The 23,611-nt window shown below is 72.6% G+C and carries 18 protein-coding genes; 13 read left to right on the forward strand and 5 right to left on the reverse strand.

What is annotated here, in order from left to right:
- Positions 1–47 precede the first annotated feature (47 nt).
- The 3 genes from ACIBEJ_RS13095 to ACIBEJ_RS13105 all read right to left on the reverse strand — a co-directional run bounded on the left by ACIBEJ_RS13095 (position 48) and on the right by ACIBEJ_RS13105 (position 3,029).
- Positions 48–974 carry a carbohydrate kinase family protein gene (locus ACIBEJ_RS13095; protein WP_397182884.1) on the reverse strand — a complete coding sequence of 309 codons (927 nt, stop codon included), beginning with the start codon at positions 972–974 and terminating at the stop codon, positions 48–50.
- An 11-nt stretch (positions 975–985) separates the two neighbouring features.
- Complete coding sequence (locus ACIBEJ_RS13100; RefSeq protein WP_397182885.1) at positions 986–1,909, reverse strand: pseudouridine-5'-phosphate glycosidase; 924 nt, start codon at positions 1,907–1,909, stop codon at positions 986–988.
- Positions 1,910–2,027: 118 nt separating this feature from the next.
- A complete protein-coding gene (locus ACIBEJ_RS13105; protein ID WP_397182886.1) occupies positions 2,028–3,029 on the reverse strand; it encodes a YeiH family protein in 1,002 nt (333 codons plus the stop codon).
- 70 nt (positions 3,030–3,099) lie between these two features.
- On the opposite strand from ACIBEJ_RS13105, the gene ACIBEJ_RS13110 reads away from it, so the two are divergent.
- The 13 genes from ACIBEJ_RS13110 (at position 3,100) to ACIBEJ_RS13170 (ending at position 17,599) form a co-directional block, all read left to right on the forward strand.
- Positions 3,100–4,008, forward strand: a complete 909-nt coding sequence (locus ACIBEJ_RS13110; protein WP_397182887.1) for a LysR family transcriptional regulator — start codon at positions 3,100–3,102, stop codon at positions 4,006–4,008.
- Positions 4,009–4,278: 270 nt separating this feature from the next.
- Complete coding sequence (locus tag ACIBEJ_RS13115) at positions 4,279–5,463, forward strand: hypothetical protein (RefSeq protein ID WP_397182888.1); 1,185 nt, start codon at positions 4,279–4,281, stop codon at positions 5,461–5,463.
- Between the two features lie 17 nt (positions 5,464–5,480).
- Entirely contained in the window at positions 5,481–6,596 is a 1,116-nt protein-coding gene (locus ACIBEJ_RS13120; protein WP_397182889.1) for a hypothetical protein, read from the forward strand.
- A 41-nt stretch (positions 6,597–6,637) separates the two neighbouring features.
- On the forward strand, positions 6,638–8,128 hold the full coding sequence (locus ACIBEJ_RS13125; protein WP_397182890.1) for a phytoene desaturase family protein: 1,491 nt from the start codon (positions 6,638–6,640) through the stop codon (positions 8,126–8,128).
- Positions 8,129–8,188: 60 nt separating this feature from the next.
- On the forward strand, positions 8,189–8,872 hold the full coding sequence (locus ACIBEJ_RS13130) for a response regulator transcription factor (protein WP_397183257.1): 684 nt from the start codon (positions 8,189–8,191) through the stop codon (positions 8,870–8,872).
- On the forward strand, positions 8,869–10,230 hold the full coding sequence (locus tag ACIBEJ_RS13135; RefSeq protein WP_397182891.1) for a sensor histidine kinase: 1,362 nt from the start codon (positions 8,869–8,871) through the stop codon (positions 10,228–10,230). Before ACIBEJ_RS13130 ends, ACIBEJ_RS13135 begins: the two co-directional genes overlap by 4 nt.
- Before the next feature lie 25 nt (positions 10,231–10,255).
- Entirely contained in the window at positions 10,256–11,404 is a 1,149-nt protein-coding gene (locus ACIBEJ_RS13140; protein WP_397182892.1) for a glycosyltransferase, read from the forward strand.
- A complete protein-coding gene (locus ACIBEJ_RS13145; protein WP_397182893.1) occupies positions 11,401–13,266 on the forward strand; it encodes a glycosyltransferase family 39 protein in 1,866 nt (621 codons plus the stop codon). The genes ACIBEJ_RS13140 and ACIBEJ_RS13145 overlap by 4 nt, the downstream gene beginning before the upstream one ends.
- 42 nt (positions 13,267–13,308) lie before the next feature.
- Positions 13,309–14,058: an ATP-binding cassette domain-containing protein gene (locus ACIBEJ_RS13150; protein WP_397182894.1), complete on the forward strand. Its 750-nt coding sequence runs from the start codon at positions 13,309–13,311 to the stop codon at positions 14,056–14,058.
- Positions 14,055–14,999 (forward strand): ABC transporter permease, encoded by a 945-nt coding sequence (locus tag ACIBEJ_RS13155; RefSeq protein WP_397182895.1) that lies wholly within the window; start codon positions 14,055–14,057, stop codon positions 14,997–14,999. Before ACIBEJ_RS13150 ends, ACIBEJ_RS13155 begins: the two co-directional genes overlap by 4 nt.
- Before the next feature lie 11 nt (positions 15,000–15,010).
- A complete protein-coding gene (locus ACIBEJ_RS13160; protein ID WP_397182896.1) occupies positions 15,011–15,958 on the forward strand; it encodes an ABC transporter substrate-binding protein in 948 nt (315 codons plus the stop codon).
- 37 nt (positions 15,959–15,995) lie between these two features.
- Positions 15,996–16,619 (forward strand): TetR/AcrR family transcriptional regulator, encoded by a 624-nt coding sequence (locus ACIBEJ_RS13165; RefSeq protein WP_397182897.1) that lies wholly within the window; start codon positions 15,996–15,998, stop codon positions 16,617–16,619.
- The gene (locus tag ACIBEJ_RS13170) at positions 16,616–17,599 is read left to right on the forward strand and encodes a P1 family peptidase (RefSeq protein ID WP_397182898.1); all 984 of its coding nucleotides are present in this window, start codon (positions 16,616–16,618) and stop codon (positions 17,597–17,599) included. Before ACIBEJ_RS13165 ends, ACIBEJ_RS13170 begins: the two co-directional genes overlap by 4 nt.
- Here the strand turns inward: ACIBEJ_RS13170 and ACIBEJ_RS13175 are convergent.
- The gene (locus tag ACIBEJ_RS13175; RefSeq protein WP_397182899.1) at positions 17,596–20,328 is read right to left on the reverse strand and encodes a protein-arginine deiminase family protein; all 2,733 of its coding nucleotides are present in this window, start codon (positions 20,326–20,328) and stop codon (positions 17,596–17,598) included. The genes ACIBEJ_RS13170 and ACIBEJ_RS13175 overlap by 4 nt on opposite strands.
- Before the next feature lies 1 nt (position 20,329).
- Entirely contained in the window at positions 20,330–23,509 is a 3,180-nt protein-coding gene (locus ACIBEJ_RS13180) for a hypothetical protein (protein WP_397182900.1), read from the reverse strand.
- Positions 23,510–23,611 lie beyond the last annotated feature (102 nt).

A 23,611-nucleotide genomic window follows, 5' to 3' on the forward strand; every position in this document is an offset into this window, starting at 1 on the left:
CCCAGAGTGATGCATGTGGCTGGTGGTGCAGCCTACGCGGAAAGCTATCAATCGGTGTGAATAGGGTAAAGATGGTTCAACTGCAAACCGTACCTTGGACGGCCGCCCACTAGGGCCACACAATCGGCACCCGCACGGCATCCTGCCCGCAACGCAACCCCTTCGCCGGCCCCGGAAAGCCGTGCCGTCAGGTACCCGGCGGCGAACGCGTCGCCCGCTCCCGTCGAGTCCACCGCCTCGCTCGGCAGCGCCTCCGCCGCCGCCACGATCCGCCCGTCCCTGGCGGCGATCGCGCCGTCCGGGCCGAGTTTCACGACGGCGGCGCCGTACCTCTCGCTGAGCAGTTCGGCGGCGCGTTCGGGCGCGGCGGCGCCGGTGAGGAGCAGCGCCTCGTCGCGGTTGGGGATGACCAGGCCCGCGGGGGCGCTCTCGCGCAGGAACCGGTCAACGCCGAACGCGCGCAGCGGGCCGGTGGAGGCGGGGTCGATGCTGATCGAGACGCTTCGGGCGACTGCCTCCGCCATCACGTTCCGAGCAAGTTGGAGCCCCGGGTCCGCGAAGAAGGTGTATCCGGACAGATGGAGGTGGCGGATGCCGTCGAGCATCTCCGGGGACCAGTCGGCGGGGGAGATCCGGCCGCCGGCGCCGCGGTTGGTGAGCATGGACCGCTCGCCCGTACGGTCGACCATCGCGATGACCACCGCGGTGGGATGGTCGGCGTCGACCGACAGCAGCGGCCGCACGCCCGCCTTGACCAGCTCGGTCGTGTGCCATTCGCTGCTGTCGTAGCCGACGCGGCCCAGCAGCGCCGTCGGCGCGCCGAGGTAGGCGGCCCAGGAGGCGGTGTTCGCGCCGGAGCCACCGGGACGCAGCACGATGTCGGCCTCGGTGTCGGTACCGGTGGCGACCGGCGTGCCGTGCACGGCCACGACGTCGGTGACGACGTCGCCGACGACGAGCAGGCCCCCGGCCATGCCGCCGTCCATTACTGGGCCCAGGCGAGGGCGATGCGAGAGGCGAGGGCGACGTTGCCGCGGACGGCGGCCAGGTTGGCCTCCAGGGAGGCGCCGCCGGTGCCGCGCACGAGGTAGTCGAGGAGGAACGGGGTGATCGCCTGCCCGGTGACGCCCTCGCGGTCGGCGGCGGTCAGGGCCTCGTTCAGCACGCGGTCGTGCAGGGCCGGGTCGAGCTGCTGGTCCTCGGGCACCGGGTTGGCGACGATCAGCGCGGTCTCCGGGCCGCCGAAGGCGTCCTGGCCGCGCATGATGGCGGCGGCCTGCTCGGGGGCGTCGATGCGCCAGTCGATCGGCTCTCCGGAGGTGTGCAGGTAGAAGCCGGGGAAGCTGTCGGTGCGGTATCCGGCCACGGTGACGCCGCGCGTCTCCAGCCGCTGCAGCGTCGAGGGCACGTCGAGGATGGACTTCACGCCCGCGCACACGATGGTGATCCGGGTGCGGGCCAGGGTGTCGAGGTCGGCCGACTCGTCCTGCTCCACGGTCCAGCCGCGGTGGACGCCGCCGAGCCCGCCGGTGGCGAAGATCCGGATGCCCGCCCGCGCGGCCAGGAACGAGGTGGCCGAGACCGTGGTGGCGCCGCTGGCCTTGAGCGCGGCGGCCACGGGCAGGTCGCGCTGGCCGAGCTTGCGCAGCCCGGACTCGGTGGCGATGCGCTCCAGCTCGACCTCGTTCAGGCCGATCCTGGCCACGCCGTCCAGCACCGCGATCGTGGCGGGCACCGCGCCCGCGTCCCTGACGACCGCCTCCAGTTCTCTGGCCACCTCCAGGTTGCGGGGCTGGGGCAGGCCGTGCGAGATGATCGTGGACTCCAGCGCGACCACGGGAGCGCCGTTGGCCAGGGCCGCGGACACCTCGTCGGAGGGCTGGAGGATGGGGTCGGCGGTGGTGCGCATGATCGGGTACGTGCTCCTTGTGGGACCTTGTGCGTGGCACTCTTTGGAACGGTCTATTTCCTGATGTTGTTCCAAAGTGAGCACGTTACGGGCCTTATCAGGACGCGTCCACCCGAGATCACACCAGGAGCGCCACCCCGGCCAGCGAGAGGCCGGTGATCAGCGCCGTGGAGATCCCGCCCAGCAGTACGGCCCGCCCGCCCCTGGCCAGTTTCCGCACGTCGATGTTGGTGCCGAGGCCGAACAGCGCGGCGGCCAGGAGAACGCTGGTCACCGGGGTCACCGCCGAGGTCAGCGCCTCGGGCAGCACGCCGAGGCTGCGCACCACCACCATCGCCAGGAACCCGGCCACGAACAACGGCATGATCGGCGGCCGCTTACCCTGGCGGACGGGGACGCGGCAGGCTGAGGCGCGCAGGGTGGTGAAGGCGGCGATCGGGGCGAGCAGGACCACGCGCGCCAGCTTCGCCGTGATCGCCACGCCCAGCACCGCCGCGCCGGAGGCCGCGCCGATGGCCGCCACCTGGGCCACCTCGTGCACCGCCGCCCCCGCCCACACCCCGAGCTGGCGCCCGGTCAGTCCCAGCCAACCGGCCAGCAGGGGGAGGGCGACGATGGCGGCGGTGCCGTACACGGTGATGACGCCCAGGGCGGAGGCGACGTCGTCGTCGTCGGAGTCGGCGCTCTCATGCACGGCGGCTATGGCCGAGGCGCCGCAGATGCTCACGCCCGCGGCGATGAGCAGCGCCGTGCCGGGCGCGACCCGCAGCCACCGCCCGAGCGGCGGCGTCACCAGGAACGTGAGCCCGGTCGCCGCCGCCACGATCAGCAGCGTCGGACCGCCCAGAGTGAGCACCTGGGGCAGCGCGATCTGCAGGCCGAGCAGCACGATCGCGGTCCGCAGCACCCGCTTGGCGACGAACTGCAGCCCGGGGCGCAGCCGCTCGTGCAGCCAGCCGAGGTTGTGGAAGGCCGCCCCCGCCGTCACGGCGATGATCGCCGGGCTGAGCGCGGGCAGGAACCGGCTCACGACCAGCGCCATCGCGACCGCCGCCGCGGCCACGGCGATGCCGGGCAGATGCAGGCGGGGCCAGGCGCGCGTGACGGTGAGGGAGACCATGATCCGAGTCTCCGGCCGTCCGGAACCTCCCAGTAGACACGCATTGCCTGGCAGGTCATAGCCTGAGGCTATGAGTGCGCTGCCGGACCTCGACTCGCTGAAGCTCCTCGTCGACGTGGGCGAGCTCGGCAGCCTGGGCCGTGCCGCGCGCGCCGCGGGCATCGCCCAGCCGTCGGCCAGCAAGCGCATCGCCCAGCTCGAACGCCGCCTCGGGCTGCCGCTGCTGGAGCGCACGCCGCGGGGCTCGGCGCTGACCGCCGAGGGGAAGATGGTCGCCGGATGGGCCGCGCAGGTGCTGTCGGCGGCGCAGGAGCTGATGCGCGCGGCGGCGGCGGTGCGGCACAGCGAGGCGGCGCACCTGCGGGTGGCCTCGTCGATGACGGTGGCCGAGTATCTGGTGCCGCGGTGGCTGGGGGAGTTCCAGAACCGCGAGCCCGACGTGCAGGTGGGGCTGGACGTGGTGAACTCCGCCGAGGTGGCCGCGCTGGTGCTGGCGGGCGCGGACGGGACGCCGCGGTCGGTCGAGCTGGGGTTCGTGGAGGGGCCGACCGTGCCCGACGGGCTGGACTCGCGCGTGGTCGGCACCGACCGGCTGGTGGTCGTGGTGGCGCCGGGGCATCCGTGGGCGCGCCGCCGTACCGTGCTGCGGGGGGCGGAACTGGCCGCGACGCCGCTGGTGGTGCGCGAGCCGGGCTCGGGCACGCGCGAGACGCTCGACCTGGCCTTCCGCGACCTGCATCAGGCGAGTCCGCGGCTGGAGCTGGGGTCGAACTCTGCGGTGAAGGGCGCGGCCTCGGCGGGCGCGGCGCCCGCCGTGCTGAGCGGGTACGCGGTGGAGGCCGACCTGGCGACCGGGCGGCTGGTCGAGGTGCCGCTCGCGGGCCTGAACCTGGTCCGCAGCCTGCGCGCCGTCTGGCGCCGCGGCCGCACCCTCCCCCCTCCCGCCGCCACGCTTCTCTCCATCGCCAGCCGTCCGTAGCGTCCTCGATCACAAGCTCCCCATCCCTTACGGCCAAGCCGCCCCCACCCCACCCACCGACGCGGGCCGGCGCCGATCGGGGGGATCGCTTCTCACGTCGGACACATGTCCCGCCGCAACGGCGCCCGTTAGGCAGCCAAGTGGCCTTTTATATCCGATTAAATGGGGAATTGCGGAATGAGTAAGGGGATTATCGCCTGGCTGGCCGGATAAGCGGGTGTCATATTGAAGGACCCAGGCGTCCAGTGAAAGGCCCCCCAAATGCCTGCGTTGCACGGTGAGACCTCGCGGCCCGGCGAAGCCGCGGTCAAAGGCACCAGTAAGAGCGGTCCCGGAATTCACGGCATCAGCCAGGAATTCGACGGTGTTCACGCCACCACCAATTCTCCGCAGAACGCGGCCATCGCCGGATACAACCTCAATGCCGAAGGGACCGGGGCGACGCTGTTCGCCGAGAACCGGGGACGCGGGCCAGGGGTGTTCGTCCGGACCGGCCCCGGCGCCGCGGTGGACGCGAAGAGCGAGGGCTTCGAGGCCGTCCACGCCGAGACCAACACCACCGGGTCCGCCGTCATCGCGGCCTACAGCCTCAACACCGAAGGGGCGGGGGCCGTCCTGGTCGGGGAGAACCGGGGGCGCGGTCCGGGGGTGTTCGTCAGGACGGGGTCCGGCGCGGCGCTCGACGCCAGGAGCGAGTCGTATGAGGCCCTTCACGCCGAGACCAACGCCGCCGAGGTCGCCGCCATCGCGGCCTACAACGTCAACCCGGGCGGGACGGGCGCGTCCTTGTTCGCCGACAATCGCGGGCGTGGGCCCGGGGTGTTCGTGCGCACGGGGATCGGCGCCGCGGTGGATGCCAGAAGTGAGGCTTATGAAGCCGTTCACGCGGAGACGAATTCTCCGAATACCGCGGCTATCGCCGCCTATAATCTCAATGCGGACAGCACCGGGGCCGCGCTCTACGCGGACCATCGCGGGGTCGGTCCCGCGGGATTCTTCAAAGGCAATGTCATCGTCACCGGTGACGTCCTGCTCACGGGCGCCGATCTGGCCGAGAATTTCTCCTTGGCCGAATCCGAATCCGAGGCCGTCGTCCCCGGGACCGTGGTCGTGCTCGACGGGGTCGACCGGGTGCGGATGAGCACCAGCGCCTACGACTCCAAGGTCGCCGGGGTGGTGTCGGGCGCGGGGGACTACCGGCCCGGGGTCATCCTCGACCACCGGGAGCAGCGGGCCGGGCGTTATCCGCTGGCGCTCGTCGGCAAGGTTTACTGCCGGGTCGACGCCACCTACGCGCCCGTCGGCGTGGGCGACCTGCTCACCACCTCCGACACGCCCGGCCACGCCATGAAGGCGGTCGACCCCGGACGGGCCTTCGGGGCCGTCATCGGCAAGGCCATGTCCGCGCTCGACCGGGGCGTCGGGCTGATCCCGATCCTCGTCCTGCTCCGCTGACCCCTTGGAGGAATGCCATGCTCTCCGTGCGACTGAGCAAGGCGGTCCGGTCGCTTCCCATCAGCGTCCGCACCCTGGGGCGCGAGGCGGGACTGCCCGGCCAGGTGTCGGTGCGCGAGCTGCTGCGCCGTACCAGCACGCACACGCGGCCCCTCAACGTGAAGGTGCTGCGCTACACCTGGGCGGTGAACGCCCCCGACGCCAACGTCCACCCCCTCTGGCCCGACGCCGCGCTGCGCGAGGTGCTCGACGTGCCGAACGGCTGGAGCATGCTCGACTTCTGGTCCGCCTCCACGCTACGGCTGCGCGAACTGCGCTTCAGCGTCGAGCCGTGGCGCCCGCTGGTCGGCATCTCCCAGGTCGGCAACCGCGACGACCGCGGCGGCATGGTCAACCAGTGCCGCGCGCAGGCCGAGCGCGACGGCGTCAGCTTCGATGGCGTGGACCGCATCGTCGTGTTCATGCACCCGCCGCCGTGCAACTCCGGGGCCATCGGCGGCGCCGCCGTCCTCGACCAGGGCGGCTTCGTGTCCTTCTACGACCACGAGATCGGTCACGTCATCGGCTTCGACCACGCCTTCGGCCCGTGCGGCGACTACGTCTACCAGGACGACTACTCGGTCATGGGCTTCACCGGAGTCCAGGACCGCGCGGTCCCGTTGCCGGCCGCGTTCGTGGGCGTCACCGTGATCTCGCCCGGGTTCTTCCGCAGCGACCGCAACCTGTCCCCGGCCGCCCTCTACCGGTACGTGCCGGAGTTCGCCGGATCCTCCAGCGTGCTCCGGCCCGACCTGGCCACCAAGCCGCGCATCCGCCTCGCCGCCTTCGGCCAGGCGAACCTGCACGACCCCGTGCTCGCGGTGGTCCCGACCAGCCAGGGCGAGATCACCGTCGAGTACCGGGCCCGCTTCGGCCAGGACGCCGCCATCCGGCCGGCGGTGGTCGTGCACTCCATCGGCCGCCGGCCCACGCTGGCCTGGCAGGGCGAGGAGAACCCGGTCTGGCTCGAGGGCACCGCGGCGGTGGGCGCGAGCCTGCCCACCGAGTACTCCGTGGACACGGTGCTGAAGGTGCAGGTCGTCGCGGTATCTCCGGATCTGCGGTACGTGGAGGTGGTACTGAGCGATCCGTGACGGGTAAGGTCCCGGGCATCCTTCCTGCTTAAGGACCTTTCATGCGTTATGACGCCGTCATCGTGGGCGCCGGGCACAACGGGCTCGTCGCCGCCGCCTACCTCGCCCACGCCGGTCGCCGGGTGCTCGTCCTCGAACGGCTCGGCCACGTCGGCGGGCTGGCCATCTCGGCACGCGCCTTCCCCGGGGTCGAGGCGCGGGTGTCGCGCTACTCCTATCTGGTCAGCCTGCTGCCGACGAAGATCGTCAAGGATCTGGGGCTGCGGATCGAGCTCCGGCGGCGGCGGTACGCCTCCTACACGCCGGTGGGGCAGGGCGGGCTGCTCGTGGACAACGAGGACGCGGGCCGTACCGAGGAGTCCTTCCGCGCCGTCACCGGCGGCGCGGAGGACTACCCGGCCTGGCGGGAGTTCTACGCGATGACCGCGGGGGTGGCCGAGGCGCTGGCGCCCACGTTGCTCGGGCCGCTGCCGTCGGCGCGGGAGGTCGAGCGGCTGGTCGGGGCGCGGGCGTGGGGGGAGGTGTTCGCCGAGCCGATCGGGCGGGCGGTGCGGGCGCGCTTCCGCGACGACACCGTGCGGGGCGTGGTGCTGACCGACGCGCTCATCGGCACGTTCGCCGATCCCGACACCGACCTGCTGGCCAACCGGTGCTTCCTCTACCACGTGGTCGGGGACGGGACCGGGGAGTGGAACGTGCCGGTGGGCGGCATGGGCGTGGTGTCCGGCGCGCTGGCGGCCGCGGCCCGCGAGGCGGGGGCGGAGATCAGGACGGGGGCCGAGGTGATCGGGATCGACCCGGAGGCCGGGGAGGTGACCTTCCGGTTGGACGGCGCCGAGCACGTGGTGTCGGGGGAGCGGGTGCTGGCCAACGTGCCGCCGGCCGTACTGGGTCGGCTGCTCGGCGGCGAGCCGGAGACGCCCGAGGGCGCGCAGCTCAAGGTCAACATGGTGCTGCGGCGGCTGCCGCGGCTCAAGGACGCGCACGTGGAGCCGCACGCGGCCTTCAGCGGCACCTTCCACATCAACGAGAGCCAGGAGCAGCTCGCGCGGGCCTACGCGCAGGCCGCCCGGGGCGAGATCCCGTCGCTGCCGCCCGCGGAGGTGTACTGCCACTCGCTGACCGACCGGTCCATCCTCGGCCAGGACGGCGAGACGATGACGTTGTTTGGGCTGCACATGCCCGCCCGCCTGTTCCGCGACGACCCGGAGACCTCGCGCAGAAACGCCCTGGAGGCCACGCTGCGCTCGATCGACTCCGTGCTGGCCGAGCCCATCGCAGACTGCCTGGCCACCACCCCGGCGGGCGAGCCGTGCCTGGAGGCCAAGACGCCCGTCGACCTGGAGAACGAGGCGGGACTGCCCGGCGGGCACATCTTCCACCGCGACCTGACCTGGCCCTACGCCGACGAGGGCGGCTGGGGCGTCGAGACCGGGCACCCGAGGCTGCTGCTGTGCGGCGCGGGCGCGCGGCGCGGCGGCGGGGTCAGCGGCATCCCCGGCCACAACGCCGCGATGTCGTTGCTGACCTGAGGCGCCGTCCTTCAGCGAGTTCTCATGATGGCGGCATAGCCTCGACGCATGACTGAGCCCATGAGACTCCTGGTGGTGGACGACGAGCCGGCGTTGCGCGAGGCGCTGCAGTCGAGCCTGGAGTTCGAGGGCTACCAGGTCGCCACGGCCGTGGACGGCCAGGCGGCGCTGGAGGAACTGGCCCGCGAGACCTACGACGCGGTGCTGCTGGACGTCATGATGCCCAAGCTCGACGGGCTGACCGCGTGCCGGCGGCTGCGCCAGGTCGGCAACCACGTGCCGGTGCTCATGCTGACCGCACGCGACGCCGTCGGCGACCGCGTCTCCGGGCTGGACGCGGGCGCGGACGACTACCTGGTCAAGCCGTTCGAGCTGGACGAACTGCTGGCCAGGGTACGGGCGCTGCTGCGGCGCAGCGCGCTGGGCAGCACCCCGCAGGACGGCCTGCTCGCCTACGCCGACCTGCGCATGGACCCCGCCACCCGAGAGGTGACCCGCGGCGCACGCCGGCTCGACCTGACCAGGACCGAGTACCAGTTGCTCGAACTGCTGCTAAGCCACCCGCGCCAGGTGCTCACCCGCGACCAGATCCTCGGCGAGGTCTGGGGCTTCGACTTCGAGCCGACCTCCAACTCCCTCGACGTCTACGTCATGTACCTGAGGCGCAAGACGGAGGCGGACGGCGAGCCACGGCTGATCCACACCGTGCGCGGCGTCGGCTACGTGCTGCGGAACGCGCCGTGAGATGGAGCAGCCTGCGCACCCGGATGACGCTGCTGGTCACGGCGGCGGTGGCGCTGGCGGTCGCGCTCTCGGCGGTCCTGTGCTTCTCGATCGTGCGCATGACGCTGCTCAGCCAGCTCGACCACGAGCTGGAGGGCCCGCCCGGCAAGCGGCCCGACGTCACCAAGCTCCTGCTCAGGTGCTCGACCGACCCGTCGCGTGAGGACCCCTACACGCCGCCCTACTCCGAGCAGATCATCTACGCCGACGGCAGCCCGAACTGCTCGTTCGGCACGCCGCTCGCCGTGACCGAGGCCGACCGGAAGGTGGCCAGGTCCGGCGGCCAGTGCCTGCACAACAGCACCACCACCACGGGCGCGCAGGTCCGCGTCGCCACCAAGTGGGTCGCGCCCGGCATGGCCGTCATGAGCGCCCGCCGCCTCGACCGGCTGCAGAACTCCCTGAACACGCTGGCCGCCCTGCTCGCCGGCGTGGCCGGCCTCGGCGTGGTCGGCGCCGCCTCGGCCGGCCTCCTGGTCTCCCGTACGGCCCTGCGCCCGGTGGGCGAGCTGACCAGGGCGGTCGAGCACATCGCCACCACCGAGGACCTCGACACCTCGATCCCGGTCAAGGGCGAGGACGAGATCGCCCGCCTGAGCGCCTCCTTCAACGCGATGACGGCGGCCCTGGCCGGTTCCCGCGACCGCCAGCGCCAGCTCGTCGCCGACGCCGGCCACGAGCTGCGCACCCCGCTGACCACGCTGCGCACCAACATCGACCTGCTGCTGCGCAGCGAGCAGACCGGCAGGCAGCTCGACCCGGCCGCCAAGGAGCGGCTGCTGGTCAACGTGAAGGCCCAGTTCGCCGAGCTGTCGTCGCTGGTGGGCGACCTGCTCATGCTGGCCAGGGGCGACACCGACCACGAGCCGCACGTGGAGCTGGCCCTGCACGACGTGGTGAAGGCCGCGGCCGAACGGGCACGGCTGCGCGGCGCGGAGCTGAGCACGGATCTCGGCGAGTGGTACACGGTCGGCAACGGCGCCTCGCTGGAACGCGCGGTGCTCAACCTCATCGACAACGCCCGCAAGTTCAGCGAGAACGGCATCGAGGTGGTGCTGCGCGAGGGCGTGCTGACCGTGCGCGACCACGGGCCCGGCATCCCGCGCGAGGAGCTGCCGCACGTCTTCGACCGCTTCTGGCGCTCGCCCTCGGCGCGCGGGCTGCCCGGCTCCGGGCTGGGGCTGGCGATCGTGGCGCAGGCGGTGGCCGAGGCGGGCGGAAGCGTCCGGCTGGACAACGCGCCGGGCGGCGGAGTGATCGCGACCGTCCGGCTCCCGGGAAGTCTCACTCCGCTCTCATCATCGGCTAAGTCCGGCTAAAGGCCGGACCGGTGACCTGGGAGGCATGCGAACCTCCATCAAGACGCGGCTGGTCGAGGTGGTCGTCCCGGTCCACAACGAGCAGCGCGCCCTGCGCGCCGGCGTGACCAGGCTGCACGACTACCTGCTGGCCACCTTCCCCTACGGCTTCCGCATCACGATCGCCGACAACGCCAGCACGGACAACACCTGGCAACTGGCCAGGGAGCTGGCGGCCGAGCTGCCGCACGTGCGGGCCGTACACCTGGAGGAGAAGGGGCGGGGCAGGGCGCTGCGCCGAGTGTGGTCGCAGAGCGACGCCGATGTCGTCAGCTACATGGACGTGGACCTGTCCACGGACCTGGACGCCTTTCTGCCCCTGGTCGCGCCGCTGCTGTCGGGCCACAGCGACCTGGCCATCGGCACCCGGCTGGCCCAGGCGGCGCGCGTGGAGCGCGGGCCCAAGCGCGAGGTCATCTCCCGCTGCTACAACCTGCTCCTGCACGCCCTGCTCGGCGCCCGCTTCACCGACGCCCAGTGCGGCTTCAAGGCGGTGCGGACCGAGGTGGCGCAGGCGCTGCTGCCCGCGGTCGAGGACGAGCAGTGGTTCTTCGACACCGAGCTGCTCATGCTGGCCCAGCGGCACGGGCTGCGCATCCACGAGGTGCCGGTGGACTGGGTGGACGATCCGGACAGCCGGGTCGACGTGCTGCGCACCGCCCTGGACGACCTGCGCGGCATGGCCAGGCTGGCCCGCGCGCACGCGCTGCGGGCGCCGATCCCCTCGCGCGAGGTGCCGCGCGGGCTGGTCAGGCAGCTCCCGCGCTTCGCGGTCGTGGGCGTCTTCAGCACGCTGGCCTACCTCGGCCTGTACACGCTGCTGCGCGAGGCGTTCGCGCCCATGGCGGCCAACACGATCGCGCTGCTGGTCACCGCCGTGGCCAACACCGCGGCCAACCGGCGCTTCACGTTCGGGATCAGCGGGTCGGCGGGGGTCGTCCGCCACCAGTTCGAGGGCCTGATCGCCTTCCTCGTGGGGCTGACGCTCACCACCGGAGGGCTCGCGCTGCTGCCCGAGGGGGTCTCGCACGGCGTCGAACTGGCCGCGGTGGTGCTCGCCAACGCGCTGGCCACGCTGGTGCGCTTCCTGCTGCTGCGCGTGTGGGTGTTCAACCCGCGGAGGGCCGGCCGGTGACGCGGGCACGATGGGCTCTGGCCGGGGTGCTGGTAGTCGCCCTGGTCCTGTACACGTGGGCGCTGAGCGGGATGGCCAACACCTACTACTCGGCCGCCGTCCTGTCGGCCACCCGGAGCTGGAAGGCGTTCTTCTTCGGCGCGCTGGACGCCGGATCGTTCATCACCGTGGACAAGCCGCCGCTGGCGTTGTGGGTGATGGCGCTGTCGGCGCGGGTCTTCGGGTTCTCGACGTGGAGCATGCTGGTGCCGCAGGCGCTGGCGGGCGTGGCGGCGATCGCCGTGGTCTATTCGGCCGTCCGCCGCAACATGTCCCCATATTTCGGTGTACGGCGGGCGGAGGCGGCCGGGCTCCTCGCGGCGATCGCGATGACGCTGACCCCGATCACCGTCGCCATCAACCGCGACAACAACCCCGACACGCTCCTGGTGCTGCTGCTCACCGTGGCCGCCTGGTTCTGCCTGGAGGCCCTGCGCACCGGGCGGCCGCGCCGGCTGCTGCTGTGCGCGATGTTCGTGGGCCTCGGCTTCAACACCAAGATGCTCCAGGCGTACCTGGTGCTGCCCGCCTTCGCCCTCGCCTACCTGCTCTGCGCCCGCACCGGCCTCGCCCGGCGGATCGGCCACCTGCTGGCCGCCGGGGCGGTGCTCGTGGTGTCGAGCGCCTGGTGGATGGTGATCGTCGACCTGTGGCCCGCCGCGTCCCGTCCCTACGTCGGCGGGTCCGCCGACAACACCGTCTGGGACCTGGTCGTCGGCTACAACGGCCTCGGCCGGATCTTCGGGCAGGGCGGCGGCGGGCGCGGGCCGACGTTCGGCGGGGAGCCGGGGGCCGGGCGGCTGTTCAACGAGGTGATGGCCGGGCAGATCTCGTGGCTGCTCCCGCTCTGCGCGATCGCCCTGCTCGTCGCGCTCGCGGCGGGGCTGCGCGCCCGCGGGCCCGAGCGGACGTGGACCTGGGGGCCGTGGCTGGTGTGGGGCGGCTGGCTGGCCGTGCACGTGGTGGTCTTCAGCTTCTCCAGCGGCACCTTCCACCCCTACTACAGCACGGCCATGGCACCGGCGGTGGCGGCGCTGACCGGGATGGGCGGCGTGCTCATGTGGCGGCTCTACCGGGAGGGACACGCGCTGGGCTGGGCGCTGCCCCTGGCGGTCGCGGTGATCGGCGGGTGGGCGTTCGCGGTGCTGCGCCGTACGCCGGAGTGGATGCCGTGGCTGGCCTGGGCCGTGCTCGCCGCCACCGTCCTGGCCGGGCTCGCGCTGGTCCTGGCCCGGGTACGGCGCGGCGCCGCGCTCACCGTCACCGGCCTCACCCTCGCCCTGGTCGCGGGTCTGGCCGGACCGGCGGCGTACGCGGTCACCCCGCTCCAGTCCCCGGTGAACGGCACCAACCCGACCGCGGGCCCCAACACCGGAAGGGGAGGCTTCGGCGGCCCGGCGGGCATGCCAGGCGGCCGCCCGCCGACGGGTGATCGCCCGCCGACGGGTGACGGCGCTCCCGGGGGTCAGGCGACGCCCACGGGCGGTCGCGGGAACCAGGGCTTTTCCGGCGGGCGCGGGGTCGGTGCGGAGCTCACCAACCATCTGCTGGCCAACCGGGGGAACGCCGAGTGGCTGGTCGCCGTGGGCAGTGCCCAGCAGGCGGCCTCGCTGATCCTGTCCACCGGCCGGCCGGTCATCGCCATGGGCGGTTTCACCGGCTCCGACCCCGCCATGACCGCCGAGCGACTGGAGGAGCTGACCTCCTCCGGCCGCCTCCGTTACGTGCTGCCCGGCGGCAGGGGCGGCGCCGACGCGGCGGCCTGGGTGCGGGAGAAGTGCACGGAAGTGCAGGGACAGAACGGACTCTACGCCTGTTCTTGATCCGGGGTTGACAACGATGTCAACCCCGCTCTTGATAGATCTATGGCCGGACCGCTGCTCGAAGCCCGCGGCATCGTCAAGAGCTACGGCCACGTCGAGGCGCTGCGCGGAGCCGACCTCGCGCTGCCGCCCGGCGAGGTCGTCGCGCTGATCGGGGACAACGGCGCGGGCAAGTCCACCCTCGCCAAGATCCTGTCCGGGGTCGAGCCGCCCGACGACGGCGAGATCCTGCTCGACGGCCGGCCGATGGCCTTCTCCGCCGCCGAGGACGCCAGAGCCGCCGGGATCGAGACCGTCTACCAGGACCTCGCCCTGTGCGCCGACCTCACCCCGGCCGCCAACTTCTTCCTGGGCCGCGAGCTGCTCAAACCCGGACTGCTCGGCCGCCTCGGCCTGCTCGACGACGCGGCCATGCGCGAGCGCGCCCGGCAGGCCTGCGAGCGCCTCGGGGTCGAGCTGAAGTCGCAGGACGCGCCCGTCTCCACGCTCTCGGGCGGCCAGCGGCAGGGCGTCGCCGTGGCCAGGGCGGTCACCTGGGCGCGCCGCGTGGTGTTCATGGACGAGCCGACCGCCGCGCTCGGCGTCGTCCAGACCCGCCGGGTGCTCGACCTCATCCGCGGCGTGCGCGACTCCGGCGTCGCGGTCCTGCTCATCAGCCACAACATGCAGGACGTCAAGGCCGTCTCCGACCGCGTCGAGGTGCTGAGGCTCGGCCGCAGGGTCGCCCGCTTCGACACCGCCCAGGTCTCCATGGAGGAACTGGTCGGCGCGATGACGGGAGCGCTCGGATGAGCGGGCGGCTGCTGTCGGCGCAGGTGTTCTGGATCGGCCTGGTGCTCGCGGGCCTGCTGGCCGCCTTCGCCCTTCTGCGGCCCGGCAGCTTCGCCACCCCCTTCAACCTCCTGAACCTGGTCAGCGACGCCGCCATCCTCCTCCTGCTGGCCACCGGCATGACCTACGTGATCATCACCGCCGGGATCGACCTGTCGGTGGGCGGCGTGCTGGTCTTCTCGGCCGTGGCCGCCGCGCTGACCGCCGAGGCCACCGGCTCGCTCGTGGCCGGGGCGGCGGCAGCCGTACTGTCGGGGCTGGCCTGGGGGCTGCTCAACGGCGTGCTCGTCGCGAACGGGCGGATCCCCGCGCTGATCGTCACCCTCGGCACGCTCGGCATGTCGCTCGGCGCCGCGCTGCTGCTGACCGGCGGCGTCGACCTGCGCGCGCCCGGCGAGCTGAACCTCGGCCTCGGCCTCGCGCGCTGGCTCGGCGTGCCGCACATCGTGTGGATCTGCGCGCTCATCACCGCGGTGCTCGGCTTCGCCCTCGCCCGCACCCGCTTCGGCCGCCACACCTACGCGATCGGCTCCAACGCCGAGGCCGCCCGCCGCGCCGGCGTCCGCGTCGGCCGTCACCTGATCACGGTGTACGGCCTCGCCGGACTGCTGGCCGGCCTCGCGGGCTACCTGTCACTGGCGAAGTACGGCATCACCGGCGTCTCCGCCCATTCCACCGACAACCTCCAGGCCATCGCCGCCGTCGTGATCGGCGGGACGTCGCTGTTCGGCGGCGTGGGCACCGTGGCGGGCACCGTCATCGGCGTGTTCATCCCGGCGGTGCTGCAGAACGGCTTCCAGATCCTCGGCGTGCGGCCCTTCTGGCAGCAGGTGGTGGTCGGCGCCGTGCTCATCACCGCCGTCTACGTCGACCAGCGGCAACGCGCCCGCCGCGACCAGTGAGGAGACTCGACATGCGCAAGGCCCTCGCCGCCGCCCTCCTGCTCGCCCTCGCCGCCTGCGGCCAGCCCAGCGCCGGCGGCGCGGTCAGGGTGACGCTCGTGCAGGGCCTGGCCGGGGAGGAGTTCTACGAGACGATGGCCTGCGGCGCTCTGGCCAAGGCCAAGGAACTGGGGGTGGAGCTGGAGGTGCAGGGGCCGCAGAAGTTCGACCCGACCCTGCAGACGCCGATCGTGAACTCGGTCGTGGCGGCCCAGCCGGACGCCCTGCTCATCGCGCCCACCGACGTCAAGGCCATGATCGCCCCGCTCACCCAGGCCAAGCAGCGCAACATCAAGATCATTCTGGTGGACACGGTGGTCGAGGACGCCTCGATCGGCCTGTCCAGGATCAGCACCGACAACGTCAAGGGCGGCGCCGCCGCGGCCAAGGCCCTGTCGGAGCAGATCGGCGGCAAGGGCAAGGTGCTGGTCATCTCCACCGACCCCGGCGTGAGCACGGTCGACGCCAGGATCGAGGGCTTCGAGAAGGAGATCAAGGCGGCCCACCCCGGCGTGACCTCGCTCGGCGTGCAGTACTCCCACAACGACGTCGGCGAAGCCTCCAAGATCGTCAACGCCGCGCTGGCGAAGGACCCCGACCTGGCCGGCGTCTTCGCCACCAACCTCAACTCCGCGACCGGCGCCGGTACGGCCCTGCAGCAGGCCGGCAAGCTCGGTCAGGTCAAGATGGTCGGCTTCGACGCGGGACCGGCCCAGGTGAAGCAGCTCAGGGACGGCGTCGTGCAGGCGCTCATTGCCCAGTTGCCGGGCGAGATCGGCGCCAAGGGGGTGGAGCAGGCGTTCGCCGCAGTCAAGGGACAGCAGGTGACCGCCGCCATCCCGACCGACGCCACGATCGTGACCCGCGAGAACGTCGACACCCCCGAGGTGCGGAAGGTCCTGTACAAGGCCGGATGCTGACGGATGCCGGTCCGTGGCCCAGCGATAGGATTTTGCGGTGCGAAGTGCTTCCTCCCGTGCCGAACAGGCCGACCAGCGCCGGGCCGAGCTGCTGGCCGCCACCCGGCGCGTCGTCCTCGAAAAGGGGCTGGCCAACACCCGGATCGCCGACATCGCCAAGGCGGTCAACGTCAGCGGCGGTCTCATCCACTATCACTTCGCCACCAAGGACGAGCTGATCACCGCGATGCTCAGGGCCACGCTCGACGTGGAGAGCGCCCGGCTGGAGGAGATCGTCCGCGGGCCCGGCACGGCCGTGCGCCGCTTCGACCGCGTGCTGCACTACTACATCCCGCAGTCGGCCGCCGACCAGAGCTGGCTGCTGTGGCTGGACGCCTGGAACACCGCCCTGCGCGAGCCCGCGGTCAACGCCATCGTGCTGGAGCTGGAGGCGACGTGGCTGCGCGCGATCCAGCGGGTGATCAACGACGGGGTGGACGCGGGGGAGTTCACCTGTGACGACCCCGCCGGGGCGGCCGAGCGGCTCGACGCCATGCTCGACGGGCTGGCCATCCGCTACACCCTCCACCCCGACGTGCTCACCCAGGAGCGCCTGCTCTCCCACGCCCGCACCGCCGCGGCCCGCGAGGTCGGCCTGTCGCCCGAGGTGTTCTCCGCATGAGCGCCGGGCGGGCCCGTGACCACGGTCTGGCCGCCGGGCCGTACCCGGTGGGGGAGCACAACGCGATCACCGACGTGTCCGGCGTCCGCGTCGGCCACACCACGCTGCGGCGCGAGCCCGGCATCCACACCGGCGTGACCGCGGTCGTCCCCGACCGGCTCCCGCTCGGCGCCGGCGTCTATGCGGGCAACGGCTACGGCAAGCTCGTCGGCTCCACCCAGGTCGCCGAGCTGGGCGTGATCGAGACGCCCATCCTGCTGACCGCCACGATGTCCACCTTCCGGGTGGCCGACGCGCTGATCAGCTGGATGCTGGCCCGCGACCCCGGCCTGCCCTCGGTCAACCCGGTCGTGGGCGAGTGCAACGACGGCTGGCTGTCGGACATGCCCGCGCGCCCGATCACCGCCGAGCACGTCTTCGCCGCGCTCGACGGCGCCCGGCCTGGGCCGGTCGAGGAAGGCTGCGTGGGCGCGGGCACCGGCACCGTGGCCCTGGGCTTCAAGGCCGGGATCGGCACCTCCTCGCGCACGCTCGACCTGCGCGGCGCCGGTCAGGTGACCGTCGGCGCGCTCGTGCAGGCCAACTTCGGCGGCACCCTGCGCACGGCGGCGCGTACGCACGAGGCGCGGGCCGCGACGGAGCTGGAGCTCCTCGGCCTGGAGACGCCGCCGGACGACGGCTCCTGCATGATCGTCGTGGCCACCGACGCCCGCCTGGACGGCCGCCAGCTGACCCGCCTGGCCAAGCGCGGCGTCTGGGCGCTCGGCCGGGTCGGCGCCTCCTACTCCCACGGCAGCGGCGACTACGGCCTCGCCTTCTCCACCGCGACCACCGGGGAGCACGTCGCCGACCGGCACCTGAGCCCGCTGTTCGAGGCGACGCTCGACGCGGTGGAGGAGTCGGTGCTCAACAGCCTCCTGGCCGCGGTGACCACCGAAGGCCGCGACGGCCACACCGCGCTCGCCTGGCGCCCGGCCTAACGCCACCACGGGCGGTTGGCCGGGGCGGAGCGCAGCACGTTCGTGCCGCAGTGGATGGAGCCCAGGCGGACGTGGTAGTACCACGCCTCCACCCACTGGACCCGGTAGCCGAGCCGGTCGGCGACCGCCTCCGTCCAGCCCTCGAACAGGTCCACCTTGTTCTCCGGGATCGTCAGCGGCCGCCAGTCGCGGCCCTTCAGCCGTCCGGCGGCGTCGAAGGCGGTCTGGTTCACGGACAGGATCCGCCTGCGGACCTCGGCGTCCGGCGTGCCTCTGGGGAAACCGTCGGCGAAGGCGGCGGCCAGGTTCGCCAGGTCGGTCGCGGTCGCCTTGCCCACCGACTGGTGGCGGGCCCAGAAGGTGGTCCTGTTCAGGCCGCGGGCGCGCAGCCACTGCGGCGTGAGCCGCGCGGCGCGCACCGCCTCGGGGAAACGCGCGGCCACTGCGCGCAGCACCCTGGCCGCCGACTCCGGCGACATGCGCGGCCCGTGCGGACGCGGGACGAGCAACCGGTCGCCGGCCACCTGGAGGTTGGCGAGGTTGGGGGTGAAGGCGGTGCTGCGCCCGTTCGCCGGGGAGCGCCGGTCGAAGAAGACCGGGAGACCGAGGATCGGCATCCGGCCGTCGTACTCGGTGGTGATCCGCCGCACCGCCTCGGCGAGCTGGCCCCTGGTCCCGTCGGGCTCGGCCTCCAGGTCCTCGTTGAGGCTGTCGCTGAAGTAGTACATCTCGTAGACCGAGATGCCCGCCGGGTAGACCGGCGCGGGCTGGGTGCTCCACGGCGAGATCGGCAGCGGGATGTCGTGCCCGCTGGGCCCCGAGGCGTTCTGCCGGGCGAGGTGCTGGTAGATCTCCGGAGGCTCGGTGGGCAGGGCCTGCCCGGGGTCGTGATGCTGCAGCCAGCGCAGGCCCCGCAGCAGGTGGGTCATCGGCCTGGTGCCCTGGATGGTGAGGCGGCTCCTGGAGTTGATGTAGCGCCAGTTCGTGTACTCGGCGCGGTCGTGGGCGTTCAGCCCGCTCAGGAACTCCCGCTTGGCCTCCTCGATGATCAGCAGCGCGATGGCCGGAGCCGCGCGCAGCACCGCGCCCAGCCCGCGCGGGTCGCGCAGGTCGGGCACGAACGCCAGCATCTCGTCCACGTGCCCCACGTCCAGCCAGCTCGTGTCCACCTCCACCACGCTCTGGCGGCCGTGCGCCTGCCCGCGCAGGAACGCCAGCAGGTCGGGGTCCATGTCCGTCAGTGTGGAGCCGTCGTCGGCCTGCTGGGTGGTGTTGCCGACGACGACCACCCCGGCGGGGCCGTTCCTGGACGGCGGTCCGACCTCGATGTTGCCGCCGTAGTTGTGCCCGGAGTGCCAGTTGCCGAGCTGCTGGTCGAGCTTGACCAGCTCGTCGGCGTCGAGCACGAACTCGCGGGCCGGGCGCGGCCCCGCCGCGGGCAGCCGCAGCCGCGCCCGTCCGGCCGCGACCGGCATCTCCGCCGTCACCGCGGCGACCTGCCGGCCCGCGTCCGCGAGCAGCGGGTCGATCAGCGCCTTGGTCCACGGGGTGTCCGGCCGCTCCAGCGCGGCCCGCGCCGTGCCGCGCAGCAGGCTCAGCAGCAGTTCCAGCTCCGCGCGGGCCTTCCACACGTCCGCCCGCGCCGGGCCGATCGCCTTGGTCATGCGGGCGAGGTCGGCGGCGGTGCCGATCCTGGCGACCATCTCCACCATGTGCCGCCGCAGCAGCTGCACCTTCGTCAGCACCGTCAGCAGCCGGTCGCTCTCGGCGAAGCCCATCCTGGCCGGCGCTCCGCCGGGCCCCGGGACGGTCAGCTCCCGGTCCCAGAACGCCTGGCAGACCCCGATGTCCCTGCTCAGGAAGTGCCCGGCCAGGACGCCGCCCAGGTTGGGGCCGCCGTGCCTGGAGGCGTCGGAGCGGGTACGCGGCGCGTGCAGGAGCACCCGCTGCAGCCCGCCGGGCGTCTGCGTGTAACCGAGCTGGTACTGGTCCTGGATCCAGGTGTCCCCGCCGTGCACGTCCTGCGGGATGAGCACCAGCGGCACCCGCAGCGGGGCCAGCGCGGCCCGCACGTCGGCCACCGACGGGCCGTTGTCGTCCAGCGGCTTGGCCGGATCGTCCTCCCGCACCGCGCACATGTACAGCCGCTCCAGCCGCCCCGCGTTGCCGATGAGCACGAACGGCGCCAGCGTCACCACCGCCTCGTCCTCCACCACGGTGCCGCCCGCGCCGTCGCGCTCCAGCCGCACCACGATCCTGGCCCCCGCCGGCGGCCCCGCTCCGGGGACCAGCAGCCTGTTGGTCGCGGGACTGGCCGCCAGGTCCACCGCCTCCAGCGCCAGCCTCTTCGGGTACGGCCCCGCCGGCAGCGGATACCGGGCCAGGTTCCCCACCGCAACCGGCCGGATCCGCACCCCGGTCGAGTCCACGACCGCGACCCGCCGGGGATCGGCCCCCGACAGGACCACGAAGAGCGTGCCGGGCTCGGGGCGTACCTCCTGGACCTGCATCCTGAGCGGCTCGTCGTCCCCGGCCGGCTTGGCCTGGCGCTCCCGGTCCGGGGTGGCGGGGCCGGACCGGGAGACGTCCTTGGGCAGCCCTCTGGTGTCGGCGTCCAGGTTGGCGCGGACCAGGGCGCCGGGCTCGCGCTTCCTGACCGCCCACTCCGCCGCGTCCGCGCTCAGGCGCCCGGTGCGGTCGTAGTCGGCGTGCAGGCGGTAGGCGCACACCTCAGCCTTCGCCCGCGTCGAGGGTGACGTGGGCGCCGGGGCGCAGCGCGTCGCGCATCGGCGGCACCTCCGACGGGTCCTGGACCAGCACCAGGTCCGTCGGCACCACCACCTCCCACGGCCTGGACCCGGCCGGGTAGGGGACGCCGCCGTCGATCCTGCCGAGGTTGGTGGTGATCTCGTCGATGATCGGCACGTACAGCTCGTCCTCGACCGTGGGCACGTCGTTGCCGTCCCACACGTTGCCGGTGTGGACGAAGTAGGCCACCGCGCGCTCGAACCCCGGCCGCACCGGCACCTGCACCCGCGCCGCCCCGGCCCGCAGGAACGCGGCGAAGTCCTGGTCGGGGTCGGTGACGTTCAGCGCCGACACCCAGCGCGCCCGCCGTCCCCACAGGTGCGGGTAGAAGACGTAGAGCATGTTCTGCCACTCGAAGGCGTTCTCCAGGAACCGGATGTAGCGGCCGTTGGCGTTGGCCTTGTCGAGGTCGAGGACGGGCGTGCCGGTCGGGCTCTTGAAGGAGTCGAGGTTGAGCTCGGGCTGCTTGGCCAGCATCATGATGACCCACTTCTTCAGCTCGTCGCGCTCCACCCGCCGGTTGGCCAGCGGGTTGCGGCCGAACTGCCGGCTGTTGCTGCGTTCGAGCTCGCGCTGTGCCTTGCGCTCGTTGTACTCGGCGAGCTGCTGCTGGTAGGCGGCGATGATGGCGTCGAAGGCCAGGTGCTGCCAGCTCGCGTACGCCTCGGGGGAGAGCTTGCAGTCCAGGTCGATCGCCACCGCCCACGCGTTGGCCGCCACCGAGATCGAGACCGAGGCGTCCTTCTCCAGCCAGCTCGTCGGCCCGCCCTGGGAGCCCCAGCTGTTGTGGAAGTCGTACATCCTGCCGTCGAAGACGATCTGGAACGGGTGGAGCTGGATGTCCTCGGCCCAGATGTGGGTGGCCTGCACCGTGACCCGGTAGGCGCGGTAGCCCTCGGGGATCTCGACCTTGCCCGCGGCGCCGGTCGAGGTGTAGTTGCCGCCGTCGTACTTGGCGAAGAAGCTCGCCGTGCGCAGCTCCGGCGGCTGCGGGGGCGCGTTGGTCACCCGGTAGCGCGACAGCAGCGGCCCGTACGTGTTCACGTCGATCATCGCGGGCGTCAGGGGGTTGCCCGCGACGGCCGGCGGCGCGGGCTTGACCAGCTCGCTGTCCTGCGGCGGGTTCTCCACCAGCCCGTACAGGTAGAACGCGGCCGGCTCCGGCACCACGAAGTCGAACATCATGCGCTGGCCGTAGTTGAAGACCTGGGCGTCGTAGACCTTGTTCAGCCAGCGGTAGACGCCGCGGGTGTGGCGGGCCAGGTTGTTGCTGAAGGCGTGCCGGTTGTTCTCCTCGAACTCCTCCAGCGTGCGTCTGCGCACCAGCGTGCGCACCTTCTCGCGCACCTTCTCGACCGTGCGCTGGGTGACCTCCTGCGAGAACGAGGACGCCTTGCGCTGCGACTCCTCCGTGGTCGTGGAGAAGCCCGCCTTGAGGCTGGAGGTGAAGGAGACCGCGGGGCCGTAGCTGCCGCTGACCTGGAGGCCCGCCTCGATGTCGAGCTGGCTCTTGACGTGCTTCTCCGCCTCGTTCTGCAGCTCGTTGCGCGTCGTGGACTGGAGGTCCTTCTCCTTTTCCGTCTCCGTCTCGGTCTCGCGCTCGACGGTCTCCTCGACCTGGGTGAGGCGGCGGGTGGAGCGCTCGCGGGTCTCGCCGGCCATGACGTTCTCGATGTGGGCGTACTCGCCCAGCTCGTACGCCTTGATCTTCTGCCGCACCACCAGCAGGTCGGCGACCCCCGCCTGCGAGTGCTGCGGCACGGGCGGCGGGTCGGTGGCGGGCGCGGGGTCGGCGAGGGCGCGATGGTAGCGGTCGAGGTCGATCTCCCCGCCGTCGAAGGCCAGCACACCATCGGGTACGGCCCGCGTCGCCGCCTGCGCGCCCGCCAGCCGCATCTCCTCCTCGACCACCGCGACCGCCCGCAGCGGCAGCACGTCGCCGTCGAGCTGACCCAGCCTCTCCAGGACCTGGACGGTCTCCTCGCTCAGCCGCGCCACCCCCGCTTCGGTCAGCCGGGGCCGCCCGGCACCGGCCGCCCGCAGTTCGGCCAGCCGTCGCACGGGATCGCCGTCGGGTGTCACGGGGGCCAGCACGTCGGGGTAGTCGACGTGACGCCCGTCGGTGACCATCCGCACCAGCTCCCGCCGCGCCCCGTCCAGCCGCGCCAGCCACGCCCGCGCTTCCTGCCCCGGCTCGTCGGCGCTGACGCGCGGCGGCACGGGGAGCGGTTCCTGCCGAGCCCGCCCGAGAAACCCCGGCAACACCACGACAGCCCCGCCCACCACCTCCCCCAACGTCGCAACCCGCCCGCCCCCGGCATCCACCCCTGCACCCGCGCCCCCCTCTCCGCCCAGACCCGCGTCCCCGCCTGGGCCCGTGCCCGCGTCCCCGCCTGGGCCCGCGCCCGAGCCCCCGCCTGGGCCCGTGCCCGAGCCTCCGCGTGGGCCCCCGCTTGCGTCTCCGTGCGGGCCTGCGCTTGTGCTTGCGCTCGCGCCTATGCCTTGGCCTTCCGTGCCTGCGGCGCTCGGGTATGCGGTGGTGGATTCTCCGGTGGGGCCGGGTTTGTCCTGGTAAGCGGCTGGCTGGCTTGCCTGGCGGGGGATGGTGGGTCCCGGGGCGTCCGGGCGGGAGGTGGGGCGGTCGGGGGTGGTGGAGAGGGTGAGGGCGAGGGCGAGGAGCTTGGCGTCGAGCAGGAGGCGCTGGCCGTCGCCCGCCGGATCGCCGAGCAGCGCGGTGGCCAGCACCTGGTCGGTGACGCGGGCCCGCGCGGCGGCGAACCGCTCCCAGGCCACCAGCTCCGCCAGCGACCGCCCATAGGCGTGGCGGACCAGCGCGTCCAGGTCGGCGTCCTCCAGGGGACGGTCCTGGTTGGCGTAGAACCATTCGCGCAGGGCGGCGGGGTCGAGCGGCTCGGGCTGGTCGGCGGCGATGGTGTAGTGGCGGGCGACCTCGCGCAGCCGGGCCCGGTCGGCGCCGTCGGCCACGGCCGTGGCGAGCTGCTGGAAGAGCCCGGCGACCGGGACCAGCACGCTCGGCGGAGGCTGCACCCGCGCCTTGGCCGGCCGGACGGTGATGAACCGGAGAATGCCTTCACTAGCCAAGGGGCACCTCACCCTCGCTGGGTCCGTTCGACAGCACTCTTGGTGTTGCCATGACCACTTAGTGTGCTGGATTTGACGGGGCAACGTTACGTCCGTCAGATC

The sequence above is a fragment of the Nonomuraea sp. NPDC050790 genome, assembly GCF_044456745.1.
Classification (GTDB): domain Bacteria; phylum Actinomycetota; class Actinomycetes; order Streptosporangiales; family Streptosporangiaceae; genus Nonomuraea.

What these genes read in the sequence shown, in the direction of transcription:
- ACIBEJ_RS13105 (WP_397182886.1), bottom strand. Translation starts at nt 3,029, where the DNA reads ATGGTCTCCCTCACCGTCACGCGCGCCTGGCCCCGCCTGCATCTGCCC.
- ACIBEJ_RS13170 (WP_397182898.1), top strand. Translation starts at nt 16,616, where the DNA reads ATGAGCGCCGGGCGGGCCCGTGACCACGGTCTGGCCGCCGGGCCGTAC.
- ACIBEJ_RS13130 (WP_397183257.1), top strand. Translation starts at nt 8,189, where the DNA reads ATGAGACTCCTGGTGGTGGACGACGAGCCGGCGTTGCGCGAGGCGCTG.
- ACIBEJ_RS13150 (WP_397182894.1), top strand. Translation starts at nt 13,309, where the DNA reads ATGGCCGGACCGCTGCTCGAAGCCCGCGGCATCGTCAAGAGCTACGGC.
- ACIBEJ_RS13120 (WP_397182889.1), top strand. Translation starts at nt 5,481, where the DNA reads ATGCTCTCCGTGCGACTGAGCAAGGCGGTCCGGTCGCTTCCCATCAGC.
- ACIBEJ_RS13100 (WP_397182885.1), bottom strand. Translation starts at nt 1,909, where the DNA reads ATGCGCACCACCGCCGACCCCATCCTCCAGCCCTCCGACGAGGTGTCC.
- ACIBEJ_RS13140 (WP_397182892.1), top strand. Translation starts at nt 10,256, where the DNA reads ATGCGAACCTCCATCAAGACGCGGCTGGTCGAGGTGGTCGTCCCGGTC.
- ACIBEJ_RS13125 (WP_397182890.1), top strand. Translation starts at nt 6,638, where the DNA reads ATGCGTTATGACGCCGTCATCGTGGGCGCCGGGCACAACGGGCTCGTC.
- ACIBEJ_RS13160 (WP_397182896.1), top strand. Translation starts at nt 15,011, where the DNA reads ATGCGCAAGGCCCTCGCCGCCGCCCTCCTGCTCGCCCTCGCCGCCTGC.
- ACIBEJ_RS13110 (WP_397182887.1), top strand. Translation starts at nt 3,100, where the DNA reads ATGAGTGCGCTGCCGGACCTCGACTCGCTGAAGCTCCTCGTCGACGTG.
- ACIBEJ_RS13095 (WP_397182884.1), bottom strand. Translation starts at nt 974, where the DNA reads ATGGCCGGGGGCCTGCTCGTCGTCGGCGACGTCGTCACCGACGTCGTG.
- ACIBEJ_RS13155 (WP_397182895.1), top strand. Translation starts at nt 14,055, where the DNA reads ATGAGCGGGCGGCTGCTGTCGGCGCAGGTGTTCTGGATCGGCCTGGTG.